The sequence below is a fragment of the Microbacterium resistens NBRC 103078 genome (assembly GCF_001552355.1).
In the GTDB taxonomy this organism is placed as follows: domain Bacteria; phylum Actinomycetota; class Actinomycetes; order Actinomycetales; family Microbacteriaceae; genus Microbacterium; species Microbacterium resistens.
In genome coordinates this window covers 1-14,400 of sequence record NZ_BCRA01000021.1, presented here as the reverse complement: position 1 = coordinate 14,400, position 14,400 = coordinate 1, and the positions used below count along the sequence as shown (strand labels likewise).

Annotated in this window: 16 protein-coding genes and 1 riboswitch; of the genes, 14 read left to right on the top strand and 2 right to left on the bottom strand. The window is 70.7% G+C overall.

Translation table 11 applies throughout. The features are described 5' to 3' along the window. Window positions 1-6: 6 nt before the first annotated feature. A complete protein-coding gene (locus MR1_RS04540; RefSeq protein ID WP_084344373.1) occupies window positions 7-1,239 on the bottom strand; it encodes a MinD/ParA family ATP-binding protein in 1,233 nt (410 codons plus the stop codon). A gap of 99 nt (window positions 1,240-1,338) precedes the next feature. On the opposite strand from MR1_RS04540, the gene priA reads away from it, so the two are divergent. Together priA and MR1_RS04530 are read left to right on the top strand one after the other, a co-directional pair. Continuing rightward, on the top strand, window positions 1,339-2,085 hold the full coding sequence (gene priA, locus MR1_RS04535) for a bifunctional 1-(5-phosphoribosyl)-5-((5-phosphoribosylamino)methylideneamino)imidazole-4-carboxamide isomerase/phosphoribosylanthranilate isomerase PriA (RefSeq protein ID WP_067243493.1): 747 nt from the start codon (window positions 1,339-1,341) through the stop codon (window positions 2,083-2,085). Further along, the gene (locus MR1_RS04530) at window positions 2,069-2,890 is read left to right on the top strand and encodes an SseB family protein (RefSeq protein ID WP_067243492.1); all 822 of its coding nucleotides are present in this window, start codon (window positions 2,069-2,071) and stop codon (window positions 2,888-2,890) included. Before priA ends, MR1_RS04530 begins: the two co-directional genes overlap by 17 nt. 28 nt (window positions 2,891-2,918) lie before the next feature. Here the strand turns inward: MR1_RS04530 and MR1_RS04525 are convergent, their stop codons facing one another. Continuing rightward, window positions 2,919-3,308, bottom strand: a complete 390-nt coding sequence (locus tag MR1_RS04525; protein ID WP_067243491.1) for a DUF1844 domain-containing protein — start codon at window positions 3,306-3,308, stop codon at window positions 2,919-2,921. Window positions 3,309-3,557: 249 nt separating this feature from the next. Between MR1_RS04525 and infC the strand changes: the two genes are divergently transcribed. From infC to MR1_RS04465, 12 genes are all read left to right on the top strand, one after another. Next, complete coding sequence (gene infC, locus MR1_RS04520; RefSeq protein ID WP_084344372.1) at window positions 3,558-4,169, top strand: translation initiation factor IF-3; 612 nt, start codon at window positions 3,558-3,560, stop codon at window positions 4,167-4,169. A gap of 86 nt (window positions 4,170-4,255) precedes the next feature. Further along, window positions 4,256-4,450 (top strand): 50S ribosomal protein L35, encoded by a 195-nt coding sequence (gene rpmI, locus MR1_RS04515; protein WP_067243489.1) that lies wholly within the window; start codon window positions 4,256-4,258, stop codon window positions 4,448-4,450. Window positions 4,451-4,482: 32 nt separating this feature from the next. After that, window positions 4,483-4,869 (top strand): 50S ribosomal protein L20, encoded by a 387-nt coding sequence (gene rplT, locus MR1_RS04510; protein ID WP_067243488.1) that lies wholly within the window; start codon window positions 4,483-4,485, stop codon window positions 4,867-4,869. Window positions 4,870-4,974: 105 nt separating this feature from the next. Then, window positions 4,975-5,784, top strand: a complete 810-nt coding sequence (locus MR1_RS04505) for a TrmH family RNA methyltransferase (RefSeq protein WP_067243487.1) — start codon at window positions 4,975-4,977, stop codon at window positions 5,782-5,784. A gap of 133 nt (window positions 5,785-5,917) precedes the next feature. Then, a complete protein-coding gene (locus MR1_RS04500; protein ID WP_067243486.1) occupies window positions 5,918-6,712 on the top strand; it encodes an amino acid ABC transporter ATP-binding protein in 795 nt (264 codons plus the stop codon). A gap of 66 nt (window positions 6,713-6,778) precedes the next feature. Further along, entirely contained in the window at window positions 6,779-7,693 is a 915-nt protein-coding gene (locus MR1_RS04495) for a glutamate ABC transporter substrate-binding protein (RefSeq protein WP_067243485.1), read from the top strand. Between the two features lie 65 nt (window positions 7,694-7,758). Next, on the top strand, window positions 7,759-8,415 hold the full coding sequence (locus tag MR1_RS04490) for an amino acid ABC transporter permease (protein WP_067243484.1): 657 nt from the start codon (window positions 7,759-7,761) through the stop codon (window positions 8,413-8,415). Then, window positions 8,412-9,332: an amino acid ABC transporter permease gene (locus tag MR1_RS04485; protein ID WP_067243483.1), complete on the top strand. Its 921-nt coding sequence runs from the start codon at window positions 8,412-8,414 to the stop codon at window positions 9,330-9,332. Before MR1_RS04490 ends, MR1_RS04485 begins: the two co-directional genes overlap by 4 nt. 66 nt (window positions 9,333-9,398) lie before the next feature. Continuing rightward, entirely contained in the window at window positions 9,399-10,451 is a 1,053-nt protein-coding gene (gene pheS, locus MR1_RS04480; protein WP_067243482.1) for a phenylalanine--tRNA ligase subunit alpha, read from the top strand. Next, window positions 10,451-12,949: a phenylalanine--tRNA ligase subunit beta gene (pheT, locus tag MR1_RS04475; protein WP_067243481.1), complete on the top strand. Its 2,499-nt coding sequence runs from the start codon at window positions 10,451-10,453 to the stop codon at window positions 12,947-12,949. Before pheS ends, pheT begins: the two co-directional genes overlap by 1 nt. 60 nt (window positions 12,950-13,009) lie before the next feature. After that, the gene (locus MR1_RS04470; RefSeq protein ID WP_067243480.1) at window positions 13,010-13,741 is read left to right on the top strand and encodes a DUF402 domain-containing protein; all 732 of its coding nucleotides are present in this window, start codon (window positions 13,010-13,012) and stop codon (window positions 13,739-13,741) included. 38 nt (window positions 13,742-13,779) lie between these two features. Beyond that, a riboswitch (TPP riboswitch) is annotated at window positions 13,780-13,874 on the top strand. Further along, on the top strand, window positions 13,864-14,400 hold a 537-nt coding region (locus MR1_RS04465; protein WP_174522507.1), incomplete at its 3' end, for a hydroxyethylthiazole kinase. It overlaps the preceding riboswitch by 11 nt.

Genomic DNA, 14,400 nt, shown 5'->3' with positions numbered 1-14,400 from the left:
CCTCGCTCAGAGCCCTCGTGCGACGGCGGCCCCGGCGGCCAGCCATGCGCGCTGGGTCGCCGGTGCCAGCGCGCCGTAGCGGAGGTGTCCGTCCACCATCTCGTGGTCGAACGGAATGCTGACGACCTCCCGCGCGAGCGGACGATATCCCTCGACGACATGACGGACGTCGCCCGAGGTCGCCTTCGGGTCGGCCTGCGACACGACCACCACGGACTGGCGCGCCAGCCGTGCGGATCGGTCGTCCCGCTCCTCCAGCGCCTCGAGCAGCAGCGCCCCGGCCTCGGCGTGATCGTCGCGGGTGGTGGTGGCGACCACGAGCTGGTCCGCGTGGTCCACCATCCGCAGCCACATCGGGTCCGACTCGTCGTTGCCGGAGTCGATGATGATGAGCCGGTAGAACTTGGCGGCCACGGCGTGGATCGCGTCCACGTCTGCCGGGTGCAGCCGGTTCTCGTGCGCGAGCCGGATCGGCTTGGAACGCAGCACGTCGTACTTCTCCCGGGGCTGGTGGTGCACGAAGTCCGTGAGATCCGCGGACCGGGCCCCGAGGCCGAGGAGACGCTCGGTCTCCGGCAGCATCTCCAGCAGGGTGCGATCGTGGTCGCCGCCCGCCGTGCGCCAGCCGAGGGTTCCGCGCGTCTGGTTGTTGTCCCAGGCGAGGACACCGGCTCCGCCGAACCGGGCGAAGACCGCGGAGAGGAGCACGGTCGTCGGGGTCTTTCCCGCCCCGCCCTTGCCGTTGACGACGGCGATGGTGCGGGGACCGGACCAGTGGCGGCTGACGGCCTTCTCGTCGTCGCGCGCGGACTGCTCCGCGGCGCCGGGCCGCAGCCGCAGGCCCAGTCGGTTCAGCGTGCCCCGCACGCCCTCGCGCGCGGGCTCCTCGGGACGCGGATCGGTCTGGAGGAACGATGCGCGCTCCCCGGCCTCGCGCTGCTGGCGGCGGGTCGGCTGCTCGGGAGTCCCCGTCGGGACGGCGTCGACCGGGGCGGCCGGCATCGGCGGGGTGGCGGTCGGCGGCTCGGTGTCCGGCGTCTCGTCGGCCACCGGCGCGCTCCGCCGGTAGCGAGGAACGTCCGCCGAGGTCACCGGTGCCGGTGCGGAATCCGGTCCGGCGGCGGACGGCGAGGACCCGGACGGGACCGGGGGAGCCGAGGGAAGGGGAGCAAGCGGGGGCTCACCCGTCGGACCGGGGGTGCCGTCGATCGGCGTCTCGTACTCAGGCGCTTCGGACATTTCTGAGAGCCTAGCGGCATTTGAGGCGCGACCCACGCGGGGGTACCCTCGGTTCTCGTGCCCGCACCGGGCGTTTCCCTCCCTTTCATCAAGGACGACATGAACGACTTCGCGTCAATCCCCTCGCTGACCCTCCTCCCCGCCGTGGATGTCGCCGGCGGACAGGCCGTGCGTCTTACCCAGGGGGAGGCCGGCTCGGAGACGAGCTACGGCGACCCCATCGACGCGGCGGCGGAGTGGGCCGACCAGGGGGCGCAGTGGATCCACCTCGTGGATCTGGACGCCGCCTTCGGGCGAGGCAACAACGCCGCGCTCCTGCGCAAGGTGATCAAGCGCTTCCCGAGCGTCAACGTCGAGCTCTCCGGGGGCATCCGCGACGACGCGAGCCTGGAGGCCGCTCTCGACAGCGGTGCCGCGCGCATCAACCTCGGAACGGCGGCGCTGGAGAACCCGGAGTGGGCGGCGGACGTCATCGCCCGGTTCGGCGAGGCGATCGCCGTCGGCCTGGACGTGCGGGGCACGACGCTCGCCGCTCGCGGATGGACGAAGGAGGGCGGGGACCTCTGGACCGTGCTCGATCGTCTGGAGGACGCCGGATGCAGCCGCTACGTGGTCACGGACGTGACCAAGGACGGCACGCTCAAGGGCCCGAACCTGGAGCTCCTCCGCGAGATCACGGCGCGCACCCCCAAGCCGATCGTGGCCTCCGGCGGCATCGCGACTCTGGACGACATCGCCGCCCTTCGCGAGCTGGTGCCGCTGGGCGTCGAGGGCGCCATCGTCGGCAAGGCCCTGTACGCCGGGGCGTTCACCCTGGCTGAGGCGCTGGATGTCGCCGGAGACTGACGCGCACGGCTGCGAGCACGGTTCTCCCGGCGAGGATCACGGCTCCCCGGGCGGCACGGCGGACTCCGCAGGCGTCCCATGGGCGGGGCGTCGCTTCGAGGACAACGCCCACGCCGCCGACGACGGTTCCGCGGATCCCGCGCTGCTCGCCGCTCTCACCGGCTTCCGTGCCGGTGAGCTCCCGCAGGAGGCCGTGGTCGACGCCTTCCGTCAGGCGCGCGTGCTCGTGCCGCTCGTCGCCGAGAAGGGCGACGAGGGGATCGGGCCGACCGGTCTGCGGGTCGACAAGACGCAGGAGCTCTCCCTGGTGACGGTCGCGGCGCCGGACGGCCGTCGTGTCCAGCCGGTGTTCACCTCGGTCGAGACGATGTCCCGATGGGACGCCAAGGCGCGTCCCATCCCGGTGGCGGCGACGCGCGTGGCGCTCGCGGCGTCCTCGGAGGACACGGAGCTGATCGTCGTCGATCCGACCTCGGCGACCGAGTTCGTCATCCGGCGCCCCGCCGTCTGGGCGATCGCGCAGGCGCAGCCGTGGGAGCCGAGCCCCGTGTCCCCGGAGGTCTTCCAGGGGCTGCAGGACAGCGTGGCCGCGGAGCTCGCCGTGATCGACGTGGCTGTGTCGCCGGGGGACCCCGAAGCGAGGCTGAGAGGCCCCGAGCTGGTCGTGACGCTGGATCTCGTGGACGGGCTGGATCGCGAGGTGCTGGACGCCGTGCTCGCGCGGCTGGCGCAGCGGTGGGCCGCCGACGATCGGATCGCCGTTCTCGTCGACTCGCTCACCGTGAAGCTGCGCAAGAGCGCCTGAGTCGCCTCGCTCCGCGGTACCGGCGGGGTCAGGTGACCGGGCCGGTCCACTTCTCGCCGGGGCCCTGACCGATCGGATCGGGGATCGTGGACGCCTCGCGGAAGGCCAGCTGCACCGAGCGCAGTCCGTCGCGGAGAGAGCGCGCGTGCATGTCGCTGATCTCCGGTGCCGCCGCGGTGATGAGTCCGGCGAGGGCGTTGATGAGCTTGCGGGCCTCGTCGAGGTCCATCTGGGACTCCGGGTCGTCGGCCAGTCCGACCTTCACCGCGGCCGCGCTCATCAGGTGGACCGCCGTGGTCGTGATGACCTCGACCGCTGCGACGTCGGCGATGTCGCGGGTCGCGGCTCCGACCGATTCGTCGCCCGCCGTGTCGGCGGGTGCGTCGTCATGGTGGTCGTGGTCGGCGTGAGTCGTCACGGAGGGCTGCCTTCTGGTAGACTTCTGCGGGCTCCGGGGCGTTCCGCTCCGGCACGAAAGAGGATTCGATTCCCACCCGCGCTTGCCGCTCCAGGCTACCGGGTCCAGCACTCCGCCGGCGCGAGCCGGTAGGCCTCGACAAGAGGCAAGGGTGCGGCCGATGTCTGAACGTCGGCCGGGTGGGGAGACTCCGATTTCGCCCGCGATCTCCGATCGCGGTGGCCGAAACCCTCGTCTAAGGAGTTCCGCATCAGCGATCCCCGCACCAATGAGCGCATCCGCGTCCCCGAGGTCCGCCTCGTCGGGCCCGCGGGTGAGCAGATCGGCGTCGTCCGCATCGAGGCGGCGCTGCGTCTCGCACAGGAAGCCGACCTCGACCTCGTCGAGGTCGCTCCGAACTCGAAGCCGCCCGTGGTCAAGATCATGGATTACGGCAAGTTCAAGTACGAGGCTGCGCAGAAGGCCAAGGAGGCCCGTCGCAACCAGGCCAACACGATCCTCAAGGAAGTCCGCTTCCGTCTGAAGATCGAGGCGCACGACTACACGACCAAGCTCAAGCGCGCCGAGGGCTTCCTCAAGGCCGGCGACAAGGTCAAGGCGATGATCCTGTTCCGCGGTCGCGAGCAGTCGCGTCCGGAGCAGGGCGTGCGCCTGCTGAAGAAGTTCGCCGAGGACGTGGCCGAGTTCGGGACCGTCGAGTCGAACCCGACCATCGACGGACGAAACATGGTCATGGTCATCGCCCCGGTCAAGAACAAGTCCGAGGCCAAGGCCGAGCAGAACGCCGTCCGCGCCGCCAACAAGCAGGCGGCGCGCGAGGCCAAGGCGGGCGCGCCGACGCCGGCCGAAGACGCGGAGTGACCGACCGGTCGCCTCGCCCACAGACCCCCGCGTCCACGCGGGTGAACCCTGTCGCCTGACACAGGCGCCATACGAAGGAAGAGAAGATGCCGAAGCAGAAGACCCACTCGGGGGCCAAGAAGCGCTTCAAGATCACCGGTAGCGGGAAGCTGAAGAAGCAGCAGGCGAACATGCGCCACAACCTCGAGCACAAGTCGAGCCGCCGCACCCGTCGTCTGAACCAGGACCAGGTGCTCTCGAAGAACGACACCAAGGTCGCCAAGAAGCTCCTCGGCCGCTGACGCGCCGAACGCAGGAATAGGAACACAGGAAAATGGCTAGAGTCAAGCGCGCCGTCAACGCGCAGAAGAAGCGTCGCGTCATCCTCGAGCGCGCCTCCGGTTACCGTGGGCAGCGTTCGCGCCTGTACCGCAAGGCGAAGGAGCAGGTCACCCACTCGCTCGTCTACGCGTACCGCGACCGCCGCAAGCGCAAGGGCGACTTCCGTCGTCTGTGGATCCAGCGCATCAACGCTGCTGCCCGCCAGAACGGCATCACCTACAACCGCTTCATCCAGGGTCTCGGCCTCGCCGGGGTCCAGGTCGACCGCCGCATGCTCGCCGAGCTCGCGGTCAACGAGCCGGCCACGTTCGCCTCGCTCGTCGAGACGGCGAAGAAGGCTCTGCCTTCGGACGTGAACGCTCCGAAGTCGGCTGCGTAAGCACCTCTCTCCGAGACGGGCGCTCCCCTGTGCGGGGGCGCCCGTCTCGTCATCTGTGTGGGGGAGGGGGGCGGCCACGGCGCGGGATGTCAATAGACTGTCCCCGTGCTGGAGAATCCCCGGTCCCCGCGCGTCCGAGCCGTCGCGAAGCTCACCAAACGCAGTGCCCGTACCGAGACCGGGCTGTTCCTCCTCGAAGGACCGCAGGCGGTGCGCGAGGCGCTCGCGTACCGCGCCGACGCGATCGTCGACCTGTTCGCGACTCCCACCGGCTGGGAGAAGCACCCGGACATCCGCGCTTCCGCGGAGGAGCACGGGGTCGGCGTGGAGTACGTCACCGAGTACGTGCTGGGAGCGATGGCGGACACCGTCACGCCGCAGGGACTGGTGGCGGTCGCCCGGCAGACCCCGACGTCCGTGCGCGACATCTTCGCCGCGGGCCCACGGCTGCTCGCGATCTGCGAGGAGGTCCGCGATCCCGGGAACCTCGGCACGATCATCCGCGCCGCGGACGCGTCCGGCGCGGACGGCGTCGTGCTCACCGGCCGCACGGTCGACCCCTACAACCCGAAGGTCGTCCGGGCGACGACCGGGTCGCTGTTCCACCTGCCGATCTCGGTCGGCGGCGATCTCGCCGACGTGGTGAACCGCGCGCACGAGGCCGGTGTCCAGGTCCTCGCCGCGGATGTGAAGGGCGAGGATCTGCTCGCCGCGCGTGCCGAGGGCGTGCTGGACGGGCCCACGGCCTGGCTCTTCGGGAATGAGGCGCGCGGGCTCGAGCCCGGGGCGCTGTCCCTCGCCGACCGCGCGCTCAAGCTGCCCATCTTCGGCCGCGCCGAGTCGCTCAACCTCGCCACGGCGGCGAGCGTGTGCCTGTACGAGAGCGCATTCGCCCAGCGCGCCGGCTCGGACTGACCGTCGGGGGCGCCGGCCGGAGCCGGCGCTCAGGGGCGTGCGAGCCGCCGCGCGTCCGCCGCGCGCTCATTACAAGTTTGTAAACGGCGCGTGGGTGGTTGGCGGATCGGATCCGCGCCCGTAGGTTTATGGCATGGCAGAGAGCAATGGCGCTGCGCGCCTGGAGACCCCCTCGGCAGGTACGGGCGCCGGCTCGCCCCTCGTGGTGGTGGAGAACGTCCAGAAGCACTACGGCGATTTCCAGGCCCTCACCGACATCGACCTGCAGGTCGCGAAGGGCGAGGTCGTGGTCATCATCGGGCCCTCGGGGTCCGGCAAGTCCACGCTCTGCAGGACGATCAACCGGCTCGAGACGATCACGAGCGGCTCGATCCGCATCGACGGCAAGGAGCTTCCGGCCGAGGGCAAGGGACTCGCGCACCTGCGCGCCGAGGTGGGGATGGTGTTCCAGTCCTTCAACCTGTTCGCCCACCTGACGATCCTCGAGAACGTGACGCTGGGGCCGATCAAGGTGCGCGGCCTCAAGAAGGCGGATGCCGAGAAGGAGGCCATGCAGCTCCTGGAGCGCGTGGGCGTCGCACAGCAGGCGTCCAAGCTTCCCGCGCAGCTGTCGGGCGGCCAGCAGCAGCGCGTCGCGATCGCCCGGGCGCTGGCGATGCACCCCAAGGTCATGCTGTTCGACGAGCCCACCAGCGCGCTGGACCCCGAGATGATCAACGAGGTCCTGGACGTCATGGTGGAGCTCGCGCGCGAGGGCATGACGATGATCGTGGTCACGCACGAGATGGGCTTCGCCCGCAAGGCCGCCAACCGGGTGGTCTTCATGGCGGACGGACGCATCGTCGAGGAGGCGACGCCCGAGGAGTTCTTCACGAACCCCCGGAGCGACCGCGCCAAGGACTTCCTGTCCAAGCTCCTCACCCACTGAGCCCCCGGCACGGCCGCGGGGGGAAGACCGGACACCGAGACTCAGCACCGAGAGAAGGAGAATCACATGCGACGTACACGAGGACTCGCCGCGGTCGGCATCGCGGCGGCGGCGCTGCTCGCCCTGACCGCCTGCAACAGCGGCAGCCCGGCAAGCCCCGGCGGCGGAACCGGCGGCGGTGAGGAGACCGGTGGCAGCGACAAGCCGCTGTTCGAGGTCGCCACCGACGTGACGCTCGAGGGCAGCCCCACCTTCGACAAGATGACGAAGGCGGGCAAGGTCACGATCGGCGTGAAGGAGGACCAGCCGGGACTCGGCTACTTGGACGCGACGACGGGGGAGCGCTCGGGCTTCGACATCGACATCGCTCGGTGGATCGCGGCTTCCCTGGGCTTCGGCGACGACAAGATCGAGTTCAAGCCGATCGCCTCCGCCAACCGTGAGCAGGCGATCGTGAACGGGGACATCGACTACTACGTCGGCACCTACTCGATCAACGACAAGCGCAAGGAGCTCATCGACTTCGCGGGCCCGTATTTCGTCACCGGCCAGGGGCTCCTGGTCGCGAAGGACGCTCCCGAGGCCGACAAGATCGAGGACTTCAACGGGAAGACGGTGTGCTCCGCGACCGGCTCCACGCCGATCCAGAACATTAAGGCCAACTTCCCCGAGATCAAGACGCAGGAGTACGACCTGTACTCCGCCTGCGTGCAGGACCTGCTGGACGGCAAGGTCGACGCCGTGACGACGGACCAGGCGATCCTCATCGGCTACGCGGCGCAGTACCCCGACGAGATCAAGGTCACGGGCGGTCTCTTCACGGAGGAGCGCTACGGCGTGGGCCTCACCAAGGGCGACACCGCGCTGAAGGACCACATCAACGCCCTCTTCACGGACGGCGGCGACACGTGGAAGGCGATCTTCGACAAGAACCTGGGCTCGTCCGGGATCGAGGTCGAGCAGCCCGCTGTCGACAAGTGACCCGCGAGGGCGGTCCGAGCCGGTCTCGGGCCGCCCTCCTCTGACATCGAGAAGGGGAGGGTGACGTGGACGTCATCTTCGGGAACCTCGACCTGTGGGGCGAGGCGATCGGCAACACCCTGCTGGTCTTCGTGATCGGCGGGATCATCGCGCTGGTGCTGGGCATCATCGTCGGCGCGATGCGTGTCTCGCCGGTGCCGATCGCCCGCGGCGTGGGCACGGTCTACGTGAACACCGTGCGGAACACCCCGCTGACGCTCGTCTTCTTCTTCTTCGTCTTCGGCTACCCGCAGCTCGGGCTGCCCGACCTGTCCAACACGGTCCTGGGCATTCTCGCCATCGGGATCTACACGGCCACGTACGTCGCCGAGGTCCTACGGGCGGGGATCAACACCGTGCCGGTCGGCCAGGCCGAGGCGGCCCGGGCGATCGGACTGCCCTTCGGCCAGGTGATGACCCTGGTGGTCCTGCCCCAGGCGTTCCGCTCGGTCGTGCCGCCGATGATGAGCGTGTTCATCGCCCTGCTGAAGAACACCACCGTCGCCGCCGGCTTCTCGATCGCGGAGCTCGCCGCGCTGCGGGCCACGATCAACGACGCCGCTGATCGTCCCGGCAACCCGATGGAGGTCCTGCTCTGGGTCGCCGTCGTGTTCGTCCTGCTCGTCCTGCTGATGAGCTGGCTGCAGCGTCATCTCGAGAACCGATGGAGGATCGCGCGATGAGTTCCGTCCTGTACGACGTCCCCGGGCCCCGGGCCGTCGCCCGCAACCGCATCCTCGCCGTGGTCACGATCCTCGTGGTCCTCGCCGCCATCGGCTTCGTCGTCTACCGGATGTTCGTGACCGGGCAGTTCGACGCGCAGAAGTGGTACGTCTTCACCTTCACGAACGTCTGGGCCGGCATCGGCAAGGCGCTCGGGGCGACGCTCGGCGCGTTCGGGCTCGCCGCCGTGCTGAGCCTCGTCCTGGGGTTCCTCCTGGCGATCGGGCGCCTGTCCGATCACGCGTGGGTCCGCGTGCCCGTCACGGTCGTCACCGAGCTGTTCCGCGCCGTCCCGGTGCTCGTGTTCATGATGCTGCTGTACTACGGTCTCCCCGTCGTGGGGATCCGGATGGAGCCGTACTGGGCGGTCGTGATCGGCCTCATGGTCTACAACGGCTCGGTCCTCGCCGAGGTTCTCCGCGCCGGTGTCGAATCGCTGCCGAAGGGGCAGAAGGAAGCCGGCTACGCCATCGGTCTGCGAAAGAGCGGGGTGATGCGTCTGGTGCTGCTGCCGCAGGCCATTCGCGCCATGCTGCCGGTCATCGTGGCCCAGCTCGTCGTGACGATGAAGGACACCGCGCTCGGCTTCATCATCACGTACCCCGAGCTGCTGTACTACGCGAAGCTCCTCAGCTCCCAGCAGGGACGCCCGATCCTGCAGTCGGCGTTCGTGATCGGCGGCATCTACATCGTGATGTGCCTCATCCTCTCCGGCGTGGCGAAGTGGCTGGAGATCCGCACGCGCCGGTCGCCGAAGCTGCGCGCCATCGCCGGCGGGGGGACGGAGGACGATCCGCGGACGCACGGGGAGGGCACCGTCACGGAGCTCATCGCCCTGCAGAAGGGCGCAGGAAGGCACGACGGGACCTCGATCTGACCCCCGGACGGGCCCACGCCTCGCGCTGAGCGGGCGGGCGCGGGCGCGCCGGTAGACTCGTGTCTCGTGTCTGACGTTCCCCACGCTCCTGCAGAGATCACCCCGGAGGCGGTGGAGTCCGCCGTCGCCGCCGCGCTGGAGGCGATCGGCGCGGCGTCCGATTCCGCCGAGCTGAAGGCGGCCCGCACAGCGCACGTCGCGGAGGGGTCGCCGCTGGCGGTCCTGAACGCGTCGATGCGCCAGGTCGCCCCCGAGCACAAGGCCGCGTTCGGAAAGCTCATCGGCCAGGGGCGCGGGCGGGTGACCCAGGCGCTGGCGGCCAAAGAGGCCGAGATCGCCGCGGCCGAGACGGCCGCGCGGCTCGAGGCCGAGCGCGTGGACATCACCGCGCTCGCCGCGCGCACACGGCCCGGTGCCCGTCATCCGCTGGGGCTGCTGGAGGACGAGGTCTGCGACATCTTCGTCGGCATGGGCTGGGAGATCGCGGAGGGGCCGGAGCTCGAGCACGAGTGGTTCAACTTCGACGCCCTGAACTTCGACGAGGACCACCCGGCGCGTCAGGAGCAGGACACGTTCTACGTGGATCCCGCCGCGCGCCACCTGGTGATGCGCACGCACACGAGCCCGGTCCAGGTGCGCTCGATGCTCGACCGAGAGGTCCCCATCTACGTGCTGTGCCCGGGGCGCGTCTACCGGACCGACGAGTTCGACGCCACCCACCTCCCCGTCTTCACGCAGTTCGAGGGCCTGGTCGTGGACAAGGGGATCACGATGGCCCATCTGAAGGGCACGCTCGACCACTTCGCGCGCCAGCTCTTCGGTCCCGAGGCGAAGACGCGACTGCGCACCAACTACTTCCCGTTCACCGAGCCCTCGGCGGAGCTCGACCTGTGGCACCCGACCTTCAAGGGCGGTGCCCGGTGGATCGAGTGGGGCGGCTGCGGCATGGTGAACCCGAACGTGCTGCGCGCGGCGGGGATCGACCCCGAGGTCTACAGCGGCTTCGCGTTCGGGATGGGGATCGAGCGGGGCCTGATGTTCCGCAGCGATGTGAAGGACATGCGCGACATGGCCGAGGGCGATGTCCGCTTCAGCGAGCAGTACGGGATGGTGGTGTGATGCGCGTCCCGCTTTCGTGGCTGCGTGAGTACGTGGACGTGGCGGCCGACGCCACGCCGGAGGACGTCCTGGCGGCGCTGGTGCGCGTCGGCTTCGAGGAGGAGGACGTCCACCGCTTCGAGATCTCGGGGCCCGTCGTCGTCGGTCAGGTGCTGTCCTTCGACGAGGAGCCGCAGTCCAACGGCAAGACCATCCGCTGGTGCCAGGTGGACGTCGGCGAGGCCGAGCCGCGCGGCATCGTCTGCGGTGCGCACAACTTCGCCGTCGGGGACAAGGTCGTCGTGACCCTGCCCGGTGCGGTCCTTCCCGGTCCGTTCCCCATCGCGGCGCGCAAGACCTACGGTCACGTCTCGGACGGCATGATCGCCTCGGCGCGCGAGCTGGGCCTGGGCGACGAGCACAACGGGATCCTCATCCTGTCCGAGCTCGGCGTCGACGCGCCCGTCGGCACGGACGCGATCGGCCTGCTCGGCCTGGACGACGTCGCGGTCGAGATCAACGTCACCCCGGACCGGGGATACGCGTTCTCGCTCCGCGGCGTCGCCCGAGAGTACGCCCACGCGACCGGCGCGGCCTTCCGGGACCCCGCCGAGCGGGACTTCGCCGAGCTGCAGCCCGGCTCCGGCCATGCCACCGTCGTGGACGACCGCGCCCCCATCCGCGGACGCGTGGGGGCGAGCGAGTTCGTCACGCGCGTGGTGCGGGACGTCGACCCCTCACGCCCGACGCCGCCGTGGATGATCGCCCGGCTCGCCCTGGCGGGGATGCGCTCGCTGGGCGTGCTGATCGACATCACGAACTACGTCATGCTCGAGCTCGGCAACCCCATCCACGGCTACGACCTGGACAAGCTCCGGGGCGACATCACGGTGCGTCGCGCCCGGCCGGGAGAGAAGCTGACGACGCTCGACGGACAGGAGCGCACCCTCCATGGGGAGGACCTGCTGATCACGGACGAGTCCGGTCCCATCGGCCTCGCGGGCGTGATGGGCGGTGGCACGACCGAGATGGGCGACACCACCCGGAACGTTCTGATCGAGGCGGCCACGTTCGACCCGACGACGATCGCGCGCACGGCTCGGCGGCATAAGCTGCCGAGCGAGGCGTCCAAGCGGTTCGAGCGCGGCGTCGATCCGCTCATCCCGTTCGTGGCGGCGCGTCGCGTCGCCGATCTCATGGTCGAGCTCGCCGGCGGAACGCTCACCGACGAGGGCGGTGCCCTGTTCGCCGAGGTGGCCGTCGAGGGCATCGATCTGCCCGCAGGGTTCGTGCCCGGACTCATCGGCGTGGCGTACTCGGACGACGAGATCGTGGGCGCTCTGGAGACGATCGGCGCGGAGGTCACGGCCACGGACACCGGGTGGCAGGTCATCCCGCCGACGTGGCGGCCCGACCTCACGGACAAGTGGACGCTGGCGGAGGAGGTCGCGCGCATCCACGGCCTGGACCGGATCGGCTCCGTGCTGCCCACCCCGCCGTCCGGCCGCGGCTACACCCCGCTGCAGCGGGGACGACGCCGCGTCCTGAACGCCCTGGCCGCGGGCGGCTTCGTCGAGACGCCGTCCTTCCCGTTCACGACGCAGGAGCAGAACGACCTGCACGGATCCGCGGACGGCTCCCGCATCGCGGGGGTCCGCCTGGCGAACCCGCTGGACGGACAGGCGCCGTACCTGCGCCGCTCGCTCGTCCCCGGCCTGCTGCAGACTGCGCATCGCAACATCTCGCGCGGCCTCACGGACCTCGCGATCTTCGAGGCGGGGGCGGTCTTCCTGCCCGTGGACGGGGTGACCTACGGCACCGACGCCGTCCCGCCGCTGGGGGAGCGGCCCTCGGACGAGACGCTGGCGGCGCTGAACGCGTCGATCCCGCCGCAGGCTCGGCACCTCGCTGTGCTGCTCACCGGCAACGTGTCCCCGCGTCAGCCGGGCCGCCCGGCGGAGGCGGCGGGGATCGCGGACGGCCTGGATGCGGTGCGCCTCATCGCCGTCGCGGCAGGCGTGGAGATCGAGGTCGCACAGGGACGCCGAGAGGCGCTGCACCCCGGACGGACCGGTGTCCTCACCGTGCGCGGCGAGGAGGTGGGCTATGTCGGCGAGCTGCACCCGCAGGTCGCCGCCGACGCGGACCTCCCGGGGCGCGCGGTCGTGCTCGAGATCGACCTGGACCGCGTGCTGTCCCTGACCGGTGAGCGGATCGTGGCGGCGTCGCTGTCCACCTTCCCGGCGGCGACGCAGGACGTCTCGCTCGTCGTCCCCGTAGAGACGCCCGCGGCGCACGTGCGCGCCGCGCTCGCGGAGGGCGCCGGCACGCTGCTGGAATCGCTGCGTCTCGTGGACGACTATCGCGGCGAGGGCGTGGGGGAGGGCGAGAAGAGCCTGACCTTCGCGCTCCGTTTCCGTGCCGACGACCGCACGCTGACCGCCGCTGAGGCGACGGAGGCGAAGCTGGCCGGCGTCCGCGTCGCCGCCGAGCGATTCGGGGCGACCATCCGCGACTGATCCCGTCCGTCGGGCGCGGTGCTGCGGCCGGTGCCCGTGTGCCGCGGATACGGTCGGGGGATGACAGATCTCGTCCCTCACGTGACCGCGCGCACGGCGCCGGACGGTGCCCGTCCCCTGGGGCGGGCGCCCTTCCTCGCTCCCGGCACCCAGGTCGACTGGCACTACCGCAAGCCCGGTTGGCGGGACGGTGACGCGTCCAGCATCGCCCCGATGCGTGTCGTCCGGGACGACGAGCGCGGGCTGGTCGCCTGGCTCGCCCCGGGGACGCTCCTGGAGGGGATGGGCGGACCGGACGGCCGACGGATCCGCACGGTCCCGCTGGAAAGGCGCTGGCTGGAGCCGCGCACGCGGATCGTGGAGGAGTGGTGGGGCAACGGCGTCCTGCGCATCGCCCCGACGGCCACACCCTGGTCCGTCTGGCTGTTCTGGGCGGTGGCCGGGACGGCGGACGACCCCGATGCGTGGGAGTTCGCGGGGTGGTATGTGAACCTCGAGAACGCCCATGAGCGGGTCGGCGCCTCGACCTTCAGCTCGGACCATGTGCTCGACGTGGAGATCGGGGCGGACGGCACGATCGGTCTCAAGGACGAGGACGAGCTGGTGGAGGCGATCAGGCAGGGGAGGATCGCGCCGGACGAGGCGGAGCTCATCCGTGCGCACGCGGACGCCGCCATCGCGTCGTTCCGCGAGGGGGCGTGGCCGTTCGACTCCGAATGGACGCGCTGGCGTCCCGATCCGGACTGGACGACCCCTCGGCTCACGGACCTCCCTCCCGCGCGGTCGGTGTGAGGCCCGCCCCGCCGACTCCTCGGGATCGCTAGACTGCGAGCAGTGACACGGGGTGCCGCATCGCGCGGCTGAGATCACACCCGTCGAACCTGATCTAGTTCGTACTAGCGAAGGGATGTCGCGTGAGCGATCGTCTGCGTCCATCGTCCGCCGGGCCCGTGGCCGAGGCCACCGGGGACCTCCTCCGCGCTCTGCGCGAGAGCCCGCCTCTGACCCAGTGCATCACCAACGCGGTCGTGACGGGGTTCACCGCGAACGTGCTGCTCGCGCTGGGAGCCGCTCCCGCCATGACCGACATCGTCGGGGAGGCCGGGATGTTCGCCGGGATCGCCTCCGGACTCCTGGTGAACCTCGGCACGCCGACGCCGGAACAGCGCGCCGCGAGCGTGGAGGCCGTCGGCGCCGCACGGGCCGCCGGGACCCCGTGGGTGCTGGACCCGGTCGCGGTCGGCGCACTTCCGGTCCGCACGGCGCTGGCGCGCGACCTGGTCGCGATGCGTCCCACGGCCGTGCGCGGGAACGCCTCGGAGATCCTCGCCCTCGCCGGCCGCGGCGGCGGGGGACGCGGCGTCGACGCGATCGACACGACCGAGGCCGCGGCGGATGCGGCCGCCGACCTCGCGAGGCAGCACGGATGCGTCGTGGCCGTCTCGGGCCCC